The sequence below is a fragment of the Pseudarthrobacter ribosi genome (assembly GCF_055412865.1).
Genome location: NZ_JBVAYZ010000005.1, coordinates 35,495 through 52,734, shown reverse-complemented (window position 1 = coordinate 52,734; position 17,240 = coordinate 35,495). Strand labels below are relative to the sequence as shown.

Here is a 17,240-nt window from a genome sequence, read left to right as displayed (position 1 = left end):
GGTGACGCGCTGACGTCCGTCTACAGGCCCGCGAGCAGGTCCTTCATTTCCTGGATCTCGTCCGTCTGGGAAGCCGCGATGTCCTTGGCCAGCTGGATGGCTTCGGGATCATTCCCTGGACGAACATGGTGTCCGAGCCGTTGTGGTCCGCGGCCGCAGGTGCTGCACTCGGGCCCATGGTGCTGTGGTCCATGCCGGGCATGCTGCTGCTGCCGGAACTGCCGGGGGTGGAGCAGCCGGTCAGTGCCATAACGGCGGCGAGGGCGGCGGCGGAAAAAGTGAGGGTCTTCTTCATGGGAGGTCGTGTCCTTCGTGGATCCGGCGGCGCAGCGCAATTGGCCGGAGAGGACAATTATGACAGTATCTGCGTATGAATGCAGATATGCGGGTTGAGGTCGACAGTCCCCACGTGGAGCTGGCCGTCGAAGTGTTCTCCATGCTGGCCGACGCCACGCGGGTCCGGCTGATCCTTGCTTTGGGAGCGGGTGAGCTGCCGGTCAACGCCCTGGCGGAGCGCGTCGGGAAGCAGGCTTCAGCGGTCTCGCAGCACCTAGCCAAAATGCGGCTGGGCGGCATGGTCGCCACACGGCAGGAAGGCACTAAAGTCTTCTACCGGCTGCAGAACGACCACGCCCGCCAACTGGTGATGGATGCCGTCCACCAGGCCGAGCACGCGCTCGGCACGGCCCCGCGGCACGGCGCATGAACCGCCCGTCGGATGCCGTGGAGGAACACAGCCACGGCGAACGCCAGAAGCACGGCCACGGCCACGGCCCGGACGGCCACGACGCGCATAACCACGACCACGGCGCGTCCGGTCACAACCACACGCACGCCACCGGCCTGAAGGGCTGGCTTCAGTCGGTTTTCGTCCCGCACTCGCACGACGCTGCGGACTCCATCGATGAGGCGCTCGAATCCAGCTCCCAGGGCATCCGCGCCGTCAAGATCTCCCTGCTCGGGCTCGGTGCCACCGCGCTCTTCCAGCTCGCGATCGTGCTGATCAGCGGCTCCGTGGCGCTGCTGGCCGACACCGTACACAACTTCTCGGACGCGCTGACCGCGGTCCCGCTGTGGATCGCGTTCCTGCTGGGCCGCCGCGGGGCCACCCGGACGTTCACCTACGGCTTCGGCCGGGCCGAGGACCTCGCCGGGCTGTTCATCGTGGCGATGATTGCCCTCTCCGCCGTGGTGGCCGCCGTCGAATCGATCCGCCGCTTCTTCGAACCGCAGCCCGTGCACAACCTCGGCTGGGTCCTCGCCGCCGGGCTGGTGGGCTTCGCCGGCAACGAACTCGTCGCGATCTACCGGATCCGCGTCGGCCGGCGGATCGGTTCCGCAGCCTTGGTGGCCGACGGCGTCCACGCCCGGACGGACGGCTTCACCTCGCTGGCCGTCGTCGCCGGCGTCATCGGCATCTGGCTCGGCTTCCCGCTCGCGGACCCGATCGTGGGCCTGCTGATTTCCGCCGCCATCGTCGTTCTCCTGTGGGGCACAGTGCACGACGTCGGACGGCGGCTGATGGACGGTGTCGACCCTGGGCTGACCCGGAGCGTCGAGGCCGTCGTCGCGGAACACTCCCGTTCCGGCGGCACCGCCCGGCTGCGCTGGTCCGGGCACCGGCTGCACGTCGAGATCGCGGTGCCGGTCCCGACGGACGCGCACCTGGTTGAGCTCGCGTCGGTGACGGCCAATCTGGAACGCGGGGTCCGGCGGGCCCTCCCGCACGTCGGATCGGTGACGATTGTGCCCGACTTCGCCGCGGCAGAGTCGTTGCGGCCGGCCTAGATCCCCAGCGTCGTGAGACTCTGCTGCAGGGTCTCCGCCGAATGGTGCAGCGAGGCGAGTTCGCCGTCGTCCATGGGGGTGTCCAGCACGGCGCGGACCCCGCCATGCCCCACGATGCTGGGCAGCGACAGCGCCACCCCGGTGATCCCATACTGGCCATCCAGCACGGTGGACACCGGCAGGACGGCGTTTTCCGCGCGCAGCAGGGCCTCCACGATGCGCGCGCCGGACAGGCCGATCGCGTAGTTCGTGGCGCCCTTCCCGGCGATCACCTTGTAGGCCGCCTGCGTCACTTCACGCGCGGTTTCGGCGAGGTAGTCGGGCGTGAAGACGCGTTCACCGTCGACCGTCCAGTTGCGGATCGGGACCGGGCCGATCGTGGCCCCGGACCAGATGGGGAACTCGGTGTCGCCGTGCTCGCCCACCATGCTGGCGTGCACGCTGGTCAGGGAGACCCCGGCCTTGCGCGCCAGCAGCCACCGCAGCCGGGACGTATCCAGCACGGTGCCGGAGGAGAAGATGCGTGAGGACGGCAGGCCGGAGATTTTCTGCGCCGCGACGGTCAGCACATCGCAGGGGTTGGTCACCAGGACGTAGACGGCGTCCGGGGCGTGCGTGAGCAGCTGCGGCATGAGCTGTTCGAGGATGCGGACGTTGGTACCGGCCAGATCCAGCCGTGTCTGGCCCGGAGCCTGTTTGGCCCCGGCGGTGATGACGACGACGTCGGCCCCTTCAGTCGCGGTGATGTCGCCGCCGCCGGTGACGGTTGCCGCGGCGGCGGCGAACTGGGTGCCGTGGGCCAGGTCGAGCACCTCGGCCTCGGCCTTGGTGGCATTGACGTCGAAGAGCGCGACGCTGCTGGCCGAGCCGCGGATCAGGGCGGCGTAGGCGAGGGATGTGCCGACGCTGCCGGCGCCGACAATTGCGAGTTTTGAGCCGGCACTCTGGGACATGGGTTCCTTCTTTCCGATGCCCTGGGTGCCGCCGCTCGGCCCGTCCCAAGCTCACCAATCACGGCCCCGGCTTGGGCAGAGCCGTTGGACCTTTCGGACTCGCCCGGCAGCGCCGGCGGCCCGCCGCCGCGCGTGTCCTGTACCGGCGGATCAGAGGTGCTGGATGCCTGCCCGCTGCATGGCGTCCTTGTAGACCTCGACGTTCTTGCTCAGGAGTTCCTCCTGCTTGACGGCCGAGACGGCGAAAGCGCGGCCACCCAGGGCGGTGGCCTTGTAGATCTTGACGCCGCGGTTTTTCAGGGAGGAGTGGTAGGTCTTCTCGAAGAGCGTCAGGAACGCGTGGGCGTCGGCGCCGTGGGCGATGACGGCGGAGACCCGTTTGTTGATCTTGAGGAACTGGCGGAACGGCCGCAGCCCGTCCGTCTTCTCCTGGACGTTCAGCGCGGACGGGAGTTCGGGATCGCGGACCCAGGGGTAGGCGTTCCACGGCATCACGTAGCGGGGGTCGAGCTCGACGGCCTCGTAGATGGAGGTGGCGCGGCGGGCGGCCTCGTCGTCGTTGAAGTGGGAAACGAAGCCCGATTCGGTGCCCTTGCCCGGGGCGATGTGGAGGCTGACGATCCGGCACTCGTCCTCGTCATGGACGGGATCGATGTAGGGGACAACCGACCCCGGCTTCTTTTCCATCAGTTCGTCGCAAAGCTGCGTTACGGCGGCGATGTTCGGTTCCTGCAGCAGGGTCTTCTTTTCGTCCCAGTCAATCGTCACGATTTCTCCCTCAGCGCTCGGCGTCCAGAATCAGGCGTCTGGTTCCACTCTACGCTTTCGGGCGCTGGGGCGTTTTTTTAGGCCGTGGAGTGCGGGGCCATTGGGTCGTTGATTCGCCCTTGCGGACCACTCGCTTACATGGTTAAACCGGTGCACGACCCGGCCTGACGGGCCGTGGCCGCGGCGGATCGAGCGCAAGCCGCAAACCCGCCCGGGCATGATCCCGGTGCCAGCCGGTCAGCTCGACCAGCTCATCCAGGATCCGCCCCTTCCTGGCCCGGTCGCCCGCCCGGTAGGACTCGGCCAGATGCTTCGTGACAGCCTTGCGCTCACCCATCGTCAATCCCATTCCTCAAGGATGTCCGCGGCCAGCCTTGCCGGACCTTTTCCCATGAGGCAACGTATCCGGCTATGCGGAGGTTTTTTATGAGTCAACTCGGGCCCTACCCATGTCGGCGGTCCGGGCGTACGCTTAAAACGCCTGTAGGTAGCCACTGGATTAAGCCGGGTCGTTCTGGACATGAAAATGTCCGAGCCGTCTCATAGCGAGATCGCGAAGGTACCTGCAGGCCTTTCGCTTAAGTGCAGGGTTCGTGGGATTCCGCCTTATGGCCGAATCCGGTCCGCCAACCTGATTCGGACGCTCGACAGAGGTGTCACAGGCGTCGGGCCGTACCGATCCCAGGTCCCCACCCCACCGCCCTTACGGCGTTGGTCGCCCTGGGGCCACCGGGTGGCAGCTATCGCCGGCCCGGGGGCGCGCGCTGGAGCGGCCACGGAAGCCGCGCATCCGTAAGCTTTGAAGGAACGCAGCGCCCTCGACCCAAGGAACCCATGCCGATCAACAGACAGTCACTGAAGCAGGACGGGTTTACCGGGTTCCGGCCGCTCGGGGACCTTGACATCAACCGAATCCCGCAGAAACCCGGGATCTTCGCTGTGCTGCTGCCGGATGGCTTCCGCCCGCAGTTCCTGGCCAAGAGCACCGCCGGCATCTTCAAGAAGAAGGACCCCACCCTGAAGACAGATGAGCTCGCCGCCGAGTGGGTCGACGGGGCCGACGTCCTCTATCTGGGCAAGGCCGGCCCAGGGAGCAAGGGCAACCGTGGGCTGCGCCGGCAGGTCCAGGAATTCGTCGATTTCGGCAAAGGCAAGCCACCTGGCCACTGGGACGGCAGGCTGATCTGGCAGCTAGCCGCGGCCGGCGCGCTGATCGTCGCGTGGAAGGAGCTGCCGGTTGAGCAGCTCAATGCGGCCGAAGCCGGCTACCACGCGGCGTTCATGGATGAGTACGGGCGGCTGCCGTTCGGCAACCTGGTCCAGTCGCGGGTCAAGGCAGGCTGACTCAGCCGGTCAGACGCCGCCCCGGAACGTGAACCGCCCGGCCACGAGCGTCGCGGCCACGGGCATCGCCGCAAAGACGGCGTCCGCTACCGCCAGCGGGTCGCCATCGAGCACCACTAGATCCGCCGTATCCCCCACCCGGATCCTGCCCCGCCCGCGCGTTGACGCGGCCAGGGCCTCCTGCCGTGTGAGCGCCTGCTCCGGATGCCAGGGGGCCCGCCCGTCCTGGCGCGCCCGGGTGGTGGCCGCCGACATGGCGGTCCACGGCTCCAGCGGCGCCACCGGCGCATCGGAGCCCAGCGCCAGGGTGGCCCCGGCAGCCAGCAGCGACCGCAGCGGGAACGCCCGGTCCGTGCGCCCGGCCCAGTTGGAATCGGCAGCATCACGGTCATCCAGGGCGTGTGTGGGCTGGACACTCGCGGTCAGCCCCAGCTCGCCGAAGCGCGCGAAGTCCTGGCCCCGGACAAACTGGGCATGCTCAATCCGGCCGGCGATCCCGGCCGCCGCGAAGGCATTCAGCGCCACCTCATTCGCGCCGTCGCCGATCGCGTGCACCGCCGGTACGAAGCCGGACTCCCGGGCCCGGACCAGCAACTCCAGCAGCTCCGCCTCGCTCACGGTCAGCAGCCCGCGGCCGCCGTGCGGGTACGGGTCCACGCAGTACGCCGTGCGCGTGTTCAGCGAGCCGTCAATCAGCACCTTCAGCGGGCCGACCCGCAGCAGCCCCGCCCCGCCGTCGAGCTCCTGCCCGGTCCGCATCCCCTCGGCGACGGCCCGCGCCAGGTCCTGCGGGTAGACGCCTGCGTCGACGCGGAAGGAATCGAACCCGCGCGCCACGCGGCGCAGCCACACGTCCCGGTTCCAGGTCATTTCGAAATCGACAATCCCCACGATCCCGCGGGCGGCCGCCGCCCGCGCGGCCTCCCGCACCCAGGCATCCACCACGGCGTCCGGCAGTTTGCCTAGCTCACGGGTCAGTTCAAAGGCCGGCTCCTCGCGCAGCAGCCCGGAGGAGTCCACCGGCATGCCGTAGCGGGACGCCGCGGCGCGGTTGAGCCAGACGCAGTGCAGGTCATGGCTGAGCAGCGCCGTCGGCAGGCCGCCGGTGGCGCCGTCGAGCAGCTCCAGGCTGGGACCATCCGCCCAGACGGCATCCCGGAAACCGACACCCACCACCGTCAGGCCGCCGGCCCCTTCACCGGCAAGGCCGGGGCCGGACAGGGCGGAACGCACGACGTCGGCCGCCTCGCGCGCCGAGGCGGCACCGGAAAGATCGATCCGGTTGGCGGCGAGGGCCCACTGCGTCATGTGGACATGTTCATCCCACAGCCTCGGGATAACGAAGCGGCCGTCCAGGTTGACCACCGGGGCTGGAATGCCGGACATTCCGGCGGGAGTGATCCGCGAAACCACCCCGTTGGTCACGTGCACGTCGTACACCGCGGTGTCACCGGGAATCCGCGCCGAGGCGAGCACGAGGTGGCGGGTCACGGCAGCGGCAGGTATCTCAGGCATAGGGAACAGGCTATGGGCGGGAACGCGCCGCGCCAATCCGGACCGCGCAGCCGCCGGATTTCGTTAGTGCCCCCGGACAAGGGACTTTCGCCCCTTGCCCAGGGAACACCCACGGACCAAGCTGAACTTGGGGCGGTTCCTGCACGGCCATTGGGGATGAACCGCTTGCTCGTCAGTTGTACGGTCTCGCTCGAACCTTGGGGAAGGAAAAGGCATTCTGCACTGCCCGTGTCTGCGGGACCAGGGCAGGAGACCGCACCAACATGACTGCTATCAGCGATTCTTACATTCTCGAGTCCGCCCACGTGCTGCGCGGGAGCTCTGACGCCGTATGACGCACAGGCAGCACGGAACCCGGTCCAGCGCCTACTACGCGCACCCCTCACACGGGGATCCGCGCATCAGGGTGCTCATCCGGATTGACGCCCTTGAGGAGTCGGCGAGGGTCAATGTGCGCGGCGTCGTTACGCCCGCAAATATCAGGGCCCTCTACGTCGTCTGCCGCCGCGTGACCGCGAAGCTTCCCGGGTACGAAATCGTGGTGGACCTCGCCCACGCCCGCGTGACGGCCGAGGCCATCGAGGAACTTCACGACCATGCCAATCGCTCAGTCGTGTCATCCGGCATCGACGGCACGCTAACCCCGTGCCGGCTGCGCATCGTGGATCCGCCGAACATCCGCAGAATAAGGGAGAACGCGTGAAAGCCCTCGTCTATGGCGGTCCCGGTGAGAAGTCCTGGACGGACGTTCCCGATCCGAAGATCCAGAATCCCAGTGACGTAATCGTCAAAGTGGACACCACCACGATCTGCGGCACGGACCTCCATATTCTCAAGGGCGATGTTCCCGCGGTGACCAAGGGCCGGATCCTGGGCCACGAAGGCGTTGGGACCATCACCGAAATCGGCTCCTCCGTGACCAGCCTGAAAGTGGGAGACCGCGTCATCATTTCCTGCATCAAGTCCTGCGGCCACTGCGCCAACTGCAAGACCGGCCTGTACTCGCACTGCATGGGTGAGGAAGGGGCCTCGGGCATCGGCTGGGTGTTCGGCCACCTGATTGACGGCACGCAGGCCGAGTACGTCCGCGTCCCCTACGCCGAAAACTCGCTCCATCTGCTCCCCGAGGGCGTCACCGACGAACAGGCCGTCATGCTCTCCGACATCCTCCCCACCGGCTTCGAGATCGGGGTCCAGTACGGTCGCGTCAAGCCCGGCGACACGGTCGCCGTCGTCGGTGCCGGACCGGTGGGCCTCGCCGCCATTGCAACCGCCGGACTCTACGGAGCCGCCACCATCATCGCTATCGACCTTGACTCGAACCGGCTGGACAAGTCCCGCGAGTTCGGCGCCACCGACGTCGTTCTTTCCGGCGACGCTGACTGGAAGGAACAGGTGCTCGCGCTTACCGACGGGCAGGGCGTGGATGTGGCGATAGAGGCGGTCGGCATCCCGGCGACGTTCAGCATGTGCACGGATATCGTGCGCCCGGGCGGCAATGTGGCCAACGTCGGCGTGCACGGCAAGTCCGTGGAGCTGCATGTGGAAAACCTCTGGATCCAGAACATCAACATCAGCATGGGCCTGGTCAATGCCAACACCACCCCGATGCTGCTCAAACTCGTAGCCCAGAAGAAGGTGCCGGCGGAGAAGTTCGCCACGCACCACTTCAGCTTCGACCAGTTCCTGGAGGCATACGACACGTTCGCCCGGGCCGCGGAAACCAAGGCGCTCAAGGTTGTGATCACGGCATGAAAGCCCTGGTCGTCTACGATTCGGCGCACGGCAACACCCGATCGGTAGCCGAGGCGATCGCCAATTCGCTTGACGGACTGCAGGCGATTTCGGTTCCGGTCGGCGACTTTAAGCCCGGCGCGCTCGCGGCGGGGGACCTCCTCGTAGTCGGCAGCCCCATCAATGGCTGGCGCCCGACGCCCAAGATCACCGCGCTCCTCTCGGCTCTGGGAGACGGTTCCCTCAAGGGAGTGAAAGCCGCGGCATTCGACACCCGTGTTCGGATGTTCCACGGCGATGCCGCCAAGAGGATAGCGCATGCCCTGAAGGCGGGCGGAGCGGACATCATCGCCGAACCCATGCCCTTTTACATGAAGGGAAACGAAGGGCCGCTGCGCGACGGCGAAATCGAGAAAGCGGGAGGCTGGGCACGAACCCTCCTCACCTCACTTTGGAGCTGAGTGAACTGATCTGCATCTGAAAGGACGGCGGCCATGCGACCAGGCCGGATAGTGATGCTCGTGCTGGGCACGCTCAGCGCACTTCTCGGACTGGGGCTGCTGGCTGCGGCCGGCGCCGCAGGGTTCGCCAACTACCTGCAACGCGACAACGGCTACTTCACGACACCATCGGAACGTTACGCCACGAACTCCTATGCCCTGACGACACCCCGTCTGGACATCATGGCCGACGAGGGCGTGCCGGCCACGGCCCCGGTCGGCGTCGTGGGAAGTGTCATGTTGGGCGGCTCGGCGGCTGCCGGCAAGGAAATCTTCATCGGCATCGGGCCGCGGAGCGACGTGGCGGCCTATCTGAACGGCGTCAGCCACTCAGAGATCACCGATGTGCGGTTCAACCCCTTCCGGGTGGACTACCGGGACGTGGCCGGCACCCAGGTTCCGGCGAGGCCCGCGGACCAGGGGTTCTGGGCCGCATCCGCCACCGGCACGGGGGAGCAGCAGCTCGAATGGGACCTGAGGTCCGGCAGCTGGGCTGTGGTCATCATGAACGCCGACGCCAGTGCCCCCGTGGTCGTGGACATGAAAGCCGGAGCCCGGTCCAACCTGCTGTGGCCTGTCTTTGTCGGGCTGCTGGTCGGCGGAATATTGTTCCTGCTCATCGGCATTCCGCTGATCGTGCTTGGGGCCGCAGGGCTTGGCCGCGGCAAGGAAGGGCCTCCCCAGCCCGGCCAGCCGCAGCCCCGGCCCGGCCAACTGCAGCCCTCGTCCGCGGCCTCCGCACCACAGCTCTATGCGGCGGGCGCGGTGCCGGGTGCGGTGCCGGGCGCCGTTGCGGGCGCCCCGCCGGGTGCGGGCGTCGTCTATCCCGCCCGGCTCAGCGGACACCTCGACCCGAACCTGTCCCGCTGGAAGTGGCTGGTTAAATGGCTCCTGGCGATCCCGCACTTCATCGTCCTGTTCTTCCTCTGGTTCGCCTTCGGCGTGGTCACCATCGTGGCGTGGTTCGCGATCCTCTTCACCGGGCGCTACCCGCGCTCGCTCTTCAACTTCAACGTCGGGGTGATCCGCTGGAGCTGGCGGGTGGCCTTCTACTCGTACGGGGCGCTCGGCACGGACATCTATCCGCCCTTCACGCTGGAGCGCACCGACTACCCGGCTGACTTCGACGTCGACTATCCCGAGAAACTCTCCCGCGGCCTGGTGCTGGTGAAGGCCTGGCTGCTGGCCATCCCGCACCTGCTGATCATCGCGCTGCTGACCGGGACCGCCCAGACCTGGGTGTACCGCGACGGTGACTGGGTGCAGGTGGGTACGGGGCTCTCCCTGTTCGGGCTGCTGGTCTTCATCGCCGGGGTCATCCTGTTGTTCACCGGCGTGTACTCGCGGGGTCTTTTCGACTTCCTCCTGGGCCTGAACCGCTGGATCTACCGTGTTGCCGCGTACGTTTCCCTGATGCGCGACGAATACCCGCCGTTCCGCCTGGACATGGGGCCGCGGGATCCGGGAGACGCCCCTGCGATTCCTCCGGCGGCGCCTCCGGCCGGCCCCGAATACGCCCCAGTTCCAGGCGGGGCAAGCGCCGGCGGGATTGGCGCGGCCACGGCCGGGCCAGCCGGAGGCCAGGCAGGCTTCTACGGTATCGGCGGGCCCGCCGCCGCCGGCCCGGACAAACCGGACGCCCCCGCCGGCCCGGACAGCCCGCCGCGCGCCTAGGACACCGGGGCAGCTCCAGCCGCGGCCGGGCAGCTCACCAGAGCCGCCCGGCCGCTTCGCTGCGCCCCGTCGCCCACCGCGGCGCGCTCCGAACGCTTCGCAGCTGCGCCCCGTCGCCGGTGCCCGCATCTCCTTTAAAAGATACCTACATGCATGTGCATCCAAACGCGCCCGTGCGCCGGTAGTAGGGGTGTAAGCAAAAATCGCCCGCCTGGCGGGCCGTTGAAGGAGATGTAAATGCGTACCAGCCTTTTCTCAGCAGGCGCCGTGGCCATCGCGGCAGCTCTCACCCTTGCCGGCCCCGCCCAGGCGGCCGAGTCCGATGCCCAGCTTTCCGTTCTTCACGCCGTGCCGGGACTGACCGTCGACGTCTGGGTCAACGGCGAACGCACCCTCGACGATTTCGCCCCCGGCACCCTGGCCGGTCCGCTGGCCCTGCCGGCCGGCGACTACGACCTCGCCATCACCGCTGCCGATGCCGCGGACGCGTCCGCCCCCGTGATCGGGCCGGTTAAGGTCACCCTCGCCGCCAGCGGCAACTACACGGCCGTGGCCAACCTCGACGCCGCGGGCACACCGACGGCCAACTTCTTCACGAACGACGTTTCGCAGATCGATCCCGGCAAGGGCAAACTCACGGTCCGCCACACGGCAGCAGCACCGGCCGTGGACGTCCTCGCCGGCGGCTCCCCCGTTATCTCCGGCCTGGCCAACCCCAATGAGGAGACCCTGACGCTGGATCCGGGCACCCTGTCCGTTGCCGTGGCCGCCGCCGGCACGACAGACCCCGTGATCGGCCCGGCCGATGTCACGGTCGCGGAAGGCACCCACACGGTGGTGTACGCGTGGGGCAGCCTCGCGGACAACAACCTGGCGGTGGCGGTGCAGAACATTGAGGGCCTGCACTCCGCCCCGGCCGGTGTTCCCGGAGCACGTTCCGGCGCCGCTGACGGCGGAACCGCATCAGCCGGTCAGACAGCAGCCACCGTAGGCATCGGCGCCGCGGCCCTCCTGCTGCTTGCTGGCGGGGTCGCCGTGTCCCGCAAGCAGCCGGCGCTCCGCCGCACCCGCTAGGCCGCAACCGCTAGCCCGGCCGCCCGGCTACCCGCCGGGCGGCCGGCCCACGAGGTTCAACACGGCAGGAGGACGGAGATGAACGGTACGAGGGCCGGCGCCACCCAGCGCCCCCCGGCTCCTGGTCCGCGGACATCCGCGCAAGTCTCCGCCGCGCGGATCGCGGCCGCCGCCGTCACGATGGCGCTGCTGATCGCGGGATGCACCGCACCACAGGAAACCGCGCCGCCGAAACCCGTGTCCACGGAGGGTACCGCCACGGAGAGTACCAGGGCGAAGACAGCCGCCCCAGGCACCCCGCAGCCCCCCGCCCCAGCGCAGGCCACCGTCGCCCCCGTCCCGGGACCGGCGATCCCGGTCCGGCCGGCCACTCCACTGGCCCAGACGCCCAAAGACCCGGCCCCGCGCTTCCTCACCGTGGCGGGAACCACCATCAACATGCCGATCGTGGAGGTGGGCGTAAGCCCGGACGGGGCGATGGAGATCCCCGAGCCGTTCAACGAGGCCGGCTGGTACCGCTTCGGTCCGGCGCCCGGAGCCGCCGCCGGCACCGCGGTGGTCGCGGCGCACGTCGACACGACCTCCGACACGGCGCCTTTTTCCCAACTCAAAGCTCTCGCGCCCGGCACCCTCGTGACGGTGCAGCGCGACGGGGCAGCGCCCGTGACGTTCCGGGTGACCGGGGTGGAACTCATGGCCAAGGACGCGTTCGACGGCGCGTCCATCTTCCGCCGCGCCGGCCCGCCCGAACTGAAGCTGGTGACCTGCGGCGGCAGATGGCTGGACGAACAACAGGACTACGGCGACAATGTGATTGTCACGGCGGTGCCGGCATGAGTCAGGATGCCGCGCTCATCGTCGCCACCAGCGGGCGGAAGGAGCCGGGCTTGGCACCCTTCGAGGCTTCTTCCGCCTGGGACGCGCGACTCAACGAGTCCTTCGCCGCCGGTGACGAGACCGCCCTGGCAGAGGCGTACCGGCAGTTCGCGCCGCTGGTGCACACGCTGGCGCTGCGCTCGCTGCGCGACAACGCCGCCGCCGATGATGTCACCCAGGAGGTGTTCATCCGGGTGTGGCGCTCGCGGTCTGCCTTCGACCCCTCGAAAGCGCGGCTGCCGGCGTGGATTGTGGGCATCACGCGGAACGTGATCACGGACGCGCAGGCGGCCTCGGTGCGGGAAACCCGGAAGGTGCTCGCCGCCGTCGAACTCTCTCCGGACCGGGACCAGGCGGCCGGGCACGCAGCCGCGGAGGTCCTCGCCGACCGGCTGCTGCTGGACGGGGAACTGGAGAGGCTCGGGGAGCCGCAAGGATCCATCCTCAAGCTCGCCTTCTACGATGACCTGACGCATACGCAGATTTCACAGAAACTGGACCTACCGCTTGGTACGGTCAAAAGCCACATCCGCCGCAGCCTGTCCCAGCTCAGAACCCGATTGGAGGTAGACCGTGCAACATCTTGATCCGGAGTCCCTGAGCCTGCTAGCCCTCGGCGAAGAGCTCGGAGACGACGCCGCGGACCACCTCCGTTCCTGCGCCAGCTGTGCAGCGGACTACGCGGGCTTCCGCCGAGCCGTCGTGGCGGCGAAGCCCGGACCATCCGACGCCTCCGCGCTGGAGCCACCGGGACCGCAGGTGTGGGCAGGAATTCACCGCACCCTGGGGCTTTCCGCCGCCGTCGCCGCCGACCCGCTCGGATCCCCGGTGGCGGGCTCCCGCCCGCCAGCACAGGCACAGCCGCCACAGACACAGAAACAGCCGCCGCCAGAGTCACCGGCCGGCTCCCCGACGCCGCTCCCGTCCCGGGAGGAACGGGCCGCGCGGAAGCGGGAACCAGGCGGGGGCTCCGGGTGGATCCGCCGCCCCGGGGTGTGGCTGGCGGCCGCAGCGTCCGCGGCACTGCTGGCGGCCGGGGTCTTCTGGTCCGTGCAGCAGAATCAGCCGGCGGTGACCCCGCTCGCGCAGGCCGAACTTGCGCCCGTGGACCAGCATTCGGCCACCGGCTCAGCCCGGGTCGTCGAGACCGAGGACGGGCAGCGCACGCTCGAGGTCCGGGTCGACAAGAACGAGGCCCGAGGATACCAGGAGGTCTGGCTGATCGCGCCGGATCTGTCCCGGCTGGTGAGCCTGGGCGTGATGACCTCCGAGTCCGGGACTTTCTCGGTGCCGGTGGGCCTGGACCTGGGCGAGTACCCGATTGTGGACGTCTCGGACGAGCCGGTCGACGGCAATCCCGCGCACTCCAGCGTGAGCATTGTCCGCGGAACCCTTGCCTCGTGAACCCGTCCGCCCTCTTGCCAGCGGACGCGGGCGAGAACATAGTTGAGGGAATTTACCACTCCACCGCGGGAGGCAGGCGACCATGCTGAACAACGAGGTGCTTGGAAACGGACTGCTGAAGGGCAAGACCGCGCTGGTCTACGGTGCGGGGGGTTCTATCGGCGGAGCCGTGGCCCGGGCGTTTGCGGCGGAGGGCGCCTTCGTCCACCTCGCCGGTCGCACCGAGTCGCGGCTGGAAAAGGTGGCCCGGGACATCGAGGAGGACGGCGGCCGTGCGGAAACCTCCGTCGTCGACGCCCTGGACGAGGAACAGGTCGACGCGTTCGTGGACCGGGTGGCCAAGAAGAACAAACGGATCGACATCTCCTTCAATGTCATCTCCTTCGGCGACATCCAGCAGCCGCTGATGGACATTGACGTCAACGACTTCACCCAGCCCATCAGCCTGGCGACCCGCACCCATTTCCTCACCACGCGGGCGGCGGCGACGCACATGATCAAGCAGCGCTCGGGCGTGGTGCTGATGTTCGGCGGCTCCGGCCCCCAGACCGCGCCCGGCCTCGGCGGCTTCAAGGTGGCCCTGGACGCGATGGACGGGCTGCGCCGGCAGTGGGCCCTGGAACTCGGCAAACACGGCATCCGGGTGGTCACCATGGTTTCCGGCGGCATCATCGAGACGATCCCGTGGCAGACGGAGGGGCGCGAGGAGATCATCGTGGAGATCTCCAAGTCCGCCCACTTGAATCGCACTGCAACACTGGCCGACGTCGGAAACGTCGCCTGCTTCGTGGCCTCGGACAAGGCCGGCGCCATCACCGACGCCACGGTCAATATCTCCGCCGGCGCGATTGTGGACTATTAGGGGCTAGGCCACCAGGTTCGCCGCGGCGCCGTCCATGTGCTCGAGGATGGTTTGTCGTGCGAGCGAGGCGTCGCCGGACTCGATCGCCGTGACAATGTCGAAATGCCTGTCGACGCTCATGTTGCTGACGGCCCGCTCCACACCCGCGAACATGATGGACATGCGGATGGAACCCTCCAGGGACTCCCAGGAGTGCAGCAGGGTTTCGTTGCCGGTGAGGCGGCACATCGTCCGATGGAACTCAAGGTCGGACTCGATCCGCTCTTCCAGGCTGCCCTCGGCCGCCGCGGCCATGGCTTCGATCGCGGTGCGCAGCGAAGCGGTGACCTGAACGCGGTCCGGCAGTTCGCACAGCGTCCGCGCCGCGAGCGATTCGAGCGCGGCACGCACCGCGAAGATGTCGCGGATTTCCTTGGCATCGAGGTGGCGCACCGACAGCCGGCCCCGCGGCCCGGCCGAGAGCAGGCCCTCCTGTTCCAGCTGGCGCAGCGCTTCCCGGAGCGTGCCCCGGCTGATCTGCAGCATGTCCGACAACTCGGTTTCCACCAGATGCCGTCCGGGCTCCAGTTCGCCGCTGGTGATGGCGATGCGCAGCGCGGACAGGGCCTGTTCGCGGAGACTCTTCTTCTCGAGTCCCAGCAGCGGTGCTGTAGCTCCGGCCATAGCGGGTGTCCTCAATGTCGCGGGTGACGGTTGACAACTTACTGTCGACCGTTGCTGTGTTAACTGTTGATCTTACGGCAGAAGCGCGGCGCAGGCCCTGTGCCCGCGCCGCGCTTCTGCCGTGGCCGCGTATTATCCGAGTTCCGCGAGGACTTTGGCGACGATTTTCTGGACCGTGAGTCCGTAGCGATCGTGGAGCGTGGGCAGGGCTCCGGCGTCGAGGAACTGGTCCGGCAGGGCGATTGGTACCACGCGTTTGCCCAGACCGGCGGTGACGACGGCGGATGCGACGGTTTCGAAGAGCCCTCCGATCACGCTGTGGTTTTCAAGGGTCACGGCGAGGCGGTCGGTGTTGAGTTCGGCGAGGACTGTTGCTGTGTCGAAGGGTTTGATGGTGGGTGCGTGGACGACGGCGACGGCGACGTGGTGGGCGGCCAGGGCTTTGGCGGCCTGGAGGGCGCGCATGGTCATCAGGCCGCTGGAGATGAAGACGACGTCGGCGCCGCCGCGCAGGACCTTGGCTTTGCCGAGTTCGAAGCTGTAGTCGTATTCATCGAGCACGGTCGGGACGTTGCCGCGCAGGAGCCTCAGGTAGCTGGGTCCTGAGCTGGCGGCGAGCTGGGGGACGGCTTGTTCGATGTCCAGGGAGTCGCAGGGATCCACGATGGTCAGGTTGGGCATGCCGCGGAAGATCGCCATGTCCTCGGTGGCCTGGTGGCTGGGTCCGTAGCCGGTGGTCAGACCGGGCAGGCCTCCGACGATGTTGACATTCAGGTTCGGTTCGGCGGCGTCCAGGCAGAGAAAGTCGTAGGCGCGCCGGGCAGCGAAGACGGAATAGGTAGAGGCGAAGGGCACCATGCCGGTTTCGGCGAGGCCGGCTGCGGCGCCGAAGAGCAGCTGTTCGGCCATGCCCATCTGGAAGAACCGTTCGGGGTAGGCCTGGGCGAAGATGTGCATGTCGGTGTACTTGCCCAGGTCCGCGGTCAGGCCGGCGATTTTCTCGTTTTCCTGTGCTGCTTTGACCAGGGCGTGTCCGAACGGTGCGGAGGCGGTTTTCTGGCCGGGGTCGGCGAAGGAGGCGATCATGGCCGAGGTCTTCAGCTTGGGTGCGGCGGTGGTGCTCATGAGCTGGCCTTTCCTGTGTGTCCTGCGGTGAGTTGTTCGCGGCAGGTCTGCCATTCGTGTTCCTCGATGCGCATGAAGTGCGCCTTTTCCCGGTCCTCCAGCAGCGGCACGCCGCGGCCGACCTTCGTGTCGCACAGGATGACGGAGGGCCGTCCGGTGAGGGAGGCCTGGGCGGCGGCGTTGTCGAACGCGGTCAGCAGGGCTGCCATGTTGTTGCCGTCCACGCGCTGGGTGTACCAGCCGAAGGCCTCCCACTTTTCTGTGACGGGTTCGGTGCGGAGCACGGTGTCGGTTTTGCCGTCGGCCTGCAGGGCGTTGATGTCCACCAGTGCGGTCAGGTTGCCGAGCTGGTGGTGGTGGGCGCCCATTGCGGCCTCCCAGGTGGAGCCTTCGTCGAGTTCGCCGTCGGAGAGGAAGTTGTAGACCCTCGCCGTGGAGCCCTGGTGGCGCAGGCCCAGTGCGATGCCGACGGCGATGGAGAGTCCGTGGCCCAGGGAGCCACCGGAGATTTCCATGCCGGGGGTGTAGGTGGACATCCCGGACATCGGCAGGCGGGAATCGTCCGAGCCGTAGGTGTCCAGTTCCTGGACCGGGATGATCCCGGCCTCGGCCAGGGCCGCGTAGTGCCCGATGGCGTAGTGGCCGGTGGAGAGCAGGAACCGGTCGCGTTCCTCCCATTCGGAATCCTCGGCGCGGAACCGGAGCTGGTCGGCGTAGACGGCGGCGAGCATGTCAGCCGCGCCCAGGGCCTGGCCCACGTAGCCCTGGCCCTGGACCTCGCCCATGTTCAGGGCATGGTGCCGGATCCGGTACGCGGCGCCGTTGACGCGTTCGAGGCGTTCTGGGGCGGTTTCCGCGGCGTCGCCGGGGGCTTGGCCTTGGGGGTGTGTTTCTTGCGTGAGAACCACGATGATCCCTTTCTGATGTGGCGGCTGGGCCGCCTGGCAGGCCGCGAGGCCC

Annotated in this window: 20 protein-coding genes; 12 read left to right on the top strand and 8 right to left on the bottom strand. The window is 68.1% G+C overall.

Annotated elements, in window-relative coordinates:
* Positions 1-43: 43 nt before the first annotated feature.
* On the bottom strand, positions 44-295 hold the full coding sequence (locus ACZYZ5_RS06755; protein ID WP_463900292.1) for a hypothetical protein: 252 nt from the start codon (positions 293-295) through the stop codon (positions 44-46).
* A 75-nt stretch (positions 296-370) separates the two neighbouring features.
* On the opposite strand from ACZYZ5_RS06755, the gene ACZYZ5_RS06750 reads away from it, so the two are divergent.
* Together ACZYZ5_RS06750 and ACZYZ5_RS06745 are read left to right on the top strand one after the other, a co-directional pair.
* Positions 371-706, top strand: a complete 336-nt coding sequence (locus ACZYZ5_RS06750) for an ArsR/SmtB family transcription factor (protein ID WP_463900291.1) — start codon at positions 371-373, stop codon at positions 704-706.
* A complete protein-coding gene (locus ACZYZ5_RS06745) occupies positions 703-1,788 on the top strand; it encodes a cation diffusion facilitator family transporter (RefSeq protein WP_463900289.1) in 1,086 nt (361 codons plus the stop codon). Before ACZYZ5_RS06750 ends, ACZYZ5_RS06745 begins: the two co-directional genes overlap by 4 nt.
* Here the strand turns inward: ACZYZ5_RS06745 and ACZYZ5_RS06740 are convergent.
* From ACZYZ5_RS06740 to ACZYZ5_RS06730, 3 genes are all read right to left on the bottom strand, one after another.
* Positions 1,785-2,741 carry an L-lactate dehydrogenase gene (locus tag ACZYZ5_RS06740; protein WP_463900287.1) on the bottom strand — a complete coding sequence of 319 codons (957 nt, stop codon included), beginning with the start codon at positions 2,739-2,741 and terminating at the stop codon, positions 1,785-1,787. The two genes, ACZYZ5_RS06745 and ACZYZ5_RS06740, sit on opposite strands and share 4 nt — an antisense overlap.
* A 150-nt stretch (positions 2,742-2,891) precedes the next feature.
* Complete coding sequence (locus tag ACZYZ5_RS06735; RefSeq protein ID WP_264355395.1) at positions 2,892-3,509, bottom strand: uracil-DNA glycosylase family protein; 618 nt, start codon at positions 3,507-3,509, stop codon at positions 2,892-2,894.
* A gap of 142 nt (positions 3,510-3,651) precedes the next feature.
* Complete coding sequence (locus ACZYZ5_RS06730; RefSeq protein WP_463900285.1) at positions 3,652-3,858, bottom strand: hypothetical protein; 207 nt, start codon at positions 3,856-3,858, stop codon at positions 3,652-3,654.
* A 485-nt stretch (positions 3,859-4,343) separates the two neighbouring features.
* Between ACZYZ5_RS06730 and ACZYZ5_RS06725 the strand changes: the two genes are divergently transcribed.
* Entirely contained in the window at positions 4,344-4,853 is a 510-nt protein-coding gene (locus tag ACZYZ5_RS06725) for a hypothetical protein (RefSeq protein WP_463900283.1), read from the top strand.
* Positions 4,854-4,862: 9 nt separating this feature from the next.
* Here ACZYZ5_RS06725 and ACZYZ5_RS06720 read toward each other — a convergent pair whose 3' ends face one another.
* Positions 4,863-6,368 carry an amidohydrolase gene (locus tag ACZYZ5_RS06720; protein WP_463900281.1) on the bottom strand — a complete coding sequence of 502 codons (1,506 nt, stop codon included), beginning with the start codon at positions 6,366-6,368 and terminating at the stop codon, positions 4,863-4,865.
* 331 nt (positions 6,369-6,699) lie between these two features.
* Here ACZYZ5_RS06720 and ACZYZ5_RS06715 point away from each other — a divergent pair, with 331 nt between their 5' ends.
* From ACZYZ5_RS06715 to ACZYZ5_RS06675, 9 genes are all read left to right on the top strand, one after another.
* Complete coding sequence (locus ACZYZ5_RS06715; protein ID WP_463900279.1) at positions 6,700-7,071, top strand: hypothetical protein; 372 nt, start codon at positions 6,700-6,702, stop codon at positions 7,069-7,071.
* Positions 7,068-8,123 (top strand): zinc-dependent alcohol dehydrogenase family protein, encoded by a 1,056-nt coding sequence (locus ACZYZ5_RS06710; RefSeq protein ID WP_463900278.1) that lies wholly within the window; start codon positions 7,068-7,070, stop codon positions 8,121-8,123. The genes ACZYZ5_RS06715 and ACZYZ5_RS06710 overlap by 4 nt, the downstream gene beginning before the upstream one ends.
* The gene (locus ACZYZ5_RS06705) at positions 8,120-8,563 is read left to right on the top strand and encodes a flavodoxin family protein (protein WP_463900276.1); all 444 of its coding nucleotides are present in this window, start codon (positions 8,120-8,122) and stop codon (positions 8,561-8,563) included. Before ACZYZ5_RS06710 ends, ACZYZ5_RS06705 begins: the two co-directional genes overlap by 4 nt.
* A gap of 33 nt (positions 8,564-8,596) precedes the next feature.
* Positions 8,597-10,276 (top strand): DUF4389 domain-containing protein, encoded by a 1,680-nt coding sequence (locus ACZYZ5_RS06700; protein ID WP_463900275.1) that lies wholly within the window; start codon positions 8,597-8,599, stop codon positions 10,274-10,276.
* 237 nt (positions 10,277-10,513) lie between these two features.
* Positions 10,514-11,350, top strand: a complete 837-nt coding sequence (locus tag ACZYZ5_RS06695; protein ID WP_463900273.1) for a DUF4397 domain-containing protein — start codon at positions 10,514-10,516, stop codon at positions 11,348-11,350.
* A gap of 78 nt (positions 11,351-11,428) precedes the next feature.
* Positions 11,429-12,187 carry a class F sortase gene (locus tag ACZYZ5_RS06690; RefSeq protein WP_463900272.1) on the top strand — a complete coding sequence of 253 codons (759 nt, stop codon included), beginning with the start codon at positions 11,429-11,431 and terminating at the stop codon, positions 12,185-12,187.
* The gene (locus ACZYZ5_RS06685) at positions 12,184-12,813 is read left to right on the top strand and encodes an RNA polymerase sigma factor (RefSeq protein WP_463900269.1); all 630 of its coding nucleotides are present in this window, start codon (positions 12,184-12,186) and stop codon (positions 12,811-12,813) included. The genes ACZYZ5_RS06690 and ACZYZ5_RS06685 overlap by 4 nt, the downstream gene beginning before the upstream one ends.
* A complete protein-coding gene (locus ACZYZ5_RS06680; protein ID WP_463900268.1) occupies positions 12,800-13,630 on the top strand; it encodes an anti-sigma factor domain-containing protein in 831 nt (276 codons plus the stop codon). Before ACZYZ5_RS06685 ends, ACZYZ5_RS06680 begins: the two co-directional genes overlap by 14 nt.
* Before the next feature lie 82 nt (positions 13,631-13,712).
* Complete coding sequence (locus ACZYZ5_RS06675) at positions 13,713-14,492, top strand: SDR family NAD(P)-dependent oxidoreductase (protein WP_463900266.1); 780 nt, start codon at positions 13,713-13,715, stop codon at positions 14,490-14,492.
* 3 nt (positions 14,493-14,495) lie between these two features.
* Here the strand turns inward: ACZYZ5_RS06675 and ACZYZ5_RS06670 are convergent, their stop codons facing one another.
* The 3 genes from ACZYZ5_RS06670 to ACZYZ5_RS06660 all read right to left on the bottom strand — a co-directional run bounded on the left by ACZYZ5_RS06670 (position 14,496) and on the right by ACZYZ5_RS06660 (position 17,188).
* A complete protein-coding gene (locus ACZYZ5_RS06670) occupies positions 14,496-15,155 on the bottom strand; it encodes a GntR family transcriptional regulator (RefSeq protein WP_463900263.1) in 660 nt (219 codons plus the stop codon).
* 132 nt (positions 15,156-15,287) lie between these two features.
* Positions 15,288-16,280 carry a transketolase family protein gene (locus ACZYZ5_RS06665; RefSeq protein ID WP_463900262.1) on the bottom strand — a complete coding sequence of 331 codons (993 nt, stop codon included), beginning with the start codon at positions 16,278-16,280 and terminating at the stop codon, positions 15,288-15,290.
* Positions 16,277-17,188, bottom strand: coding sequence for a transketolase (locus tag ACZYZ5_RS06660; RefSeq protein WP_463900259.1), 912 nt, complete (start codon positions 17,186-17,188; stop codon positions 16,277-16,279). Before ACZYZ5_RS06660 ends, ACZYZ5_RS06665 begins: the two co-directional genes overlap by 4 nt.
* Positions 17,189-17,240: the final 52 nt, after the last annotated feature.

Bases quoted from the DNA above. Each gene is read 5' to 3' on its own strand.
- ACZYZ5_RS06700 (WP_463900275.1), top strand. From the start codon at position 8,597: ATGCGACCAGGCCGGATAGTGATGCTCGTGCTGGGCACGCTCAGCGCA.
- ACZYZ5_RS06720 (WP_463900281.1), bottom strand. From the start codon at position 6,368: ATGCCTGAGATACCTGCCGCTGCCGTGACCCGCCACCTCGTGCTCGCC.
- ACZYZ5_RS06755 (WP_463900292.1), bottom strand. From the start codon at position 295: ATGAAGAAGACCCTCACTTTTTCCGCCGCCGCCCTCGCCGCCGTTATG.
- ACZYZ5_RS06685 (WP_463900269.1), top strand. From the start codon at position 12,184: ATGAGTCAGGATGCCGCGCTCATCGTCGCCACCAGCGGGCGGAAGGAG.
- ACZYZ5_RS06665 (WP_463900262.1), bottom strand. From the start codon at position 16,280: ATGAGCACCACCGCCGCACCCAAGCTGAAGACCTCGGCCATGATCGCC.
- ACZYZ5_RS06745 (WP_463900289.1), top strand. From the start codon at position 703: ATGAACCGCCCGTCGGATGCCGTGGAGGAACACAGCCACGGCGAACGC.
- ACZYZ5_RS06690 (WP_463900272.1), top strand. From the start codon at position 11,429: ATGAACGGTACGAGGGCCGGCGCCACCCAGCGCCCCCCGGCTCCTGGT.
- ACZYZ5_RS06695 (WP_463900273.1), top strand. From the start codon at position 10,514: ATGCGTACCAGCCTTTTCTCAGCAGGCGCCGTGGCCATCGCGGCAGCT.
- ACZYZ5_RS06725 (WP_463900283.1), top strand. From the start codon at position 4,344: ATGCCGATCAACAGACAGTCACTGAAGCAGGACGGGTTTACCGGGTTC.
- ACZYZ5_RS06750 (WP_463900291.1), top strand. From the start codon at position 371: ATGAATGCAGATATGCGGGTTGAGGTCGACAGTCCCCACGTGGAGCTG.
- ACZYZ5_RS06670 (WP_463900263.1), bottom strand. From the start codon at position 15,155: ATGGCCGGAGCTACAGCACCGCTGCTGGGACTCGAGAAGAAGAGTCTC.
- ACZYZ5_RS06740 (WP_463900287.1), bottom strand. From the start codon at position 2,741: ATGTCCCAGAGTGCCGGCTCAAAACTCGCAATTGTCGGCGCCGGCAGC.
- ACZYZ5_RS06705 (WP_463900276.1), top strand. From the start codon at position 8,120: ATGAAAGCCCTGGTCGTCTACGATTCGGCGCACGGCAACACCCGATCG.
- ACZYZ5_RS06715 (WP_463900279.1), top strand. From the start codon at position 6,700: ATGACGCACAGGCAGCACGGAACCCGGTCCAGCGCCTACTACGCGCAC.
- ACZYZ5_RS06675 (WP_463900266.1), top strand. From the start codon at position 13,713: ATGCTGAACAACGAGGTGCTTGGAAACGGACTGCTGAAGGGCAAGACC.
- ACZYZ5_RS06730 (WP_463900285.1), bottom strand. From the start codon at position 3,858: ATGGGATTGACGATGGGTGAGCGCAAGGCTGTCACGAAGCATCTGGCC.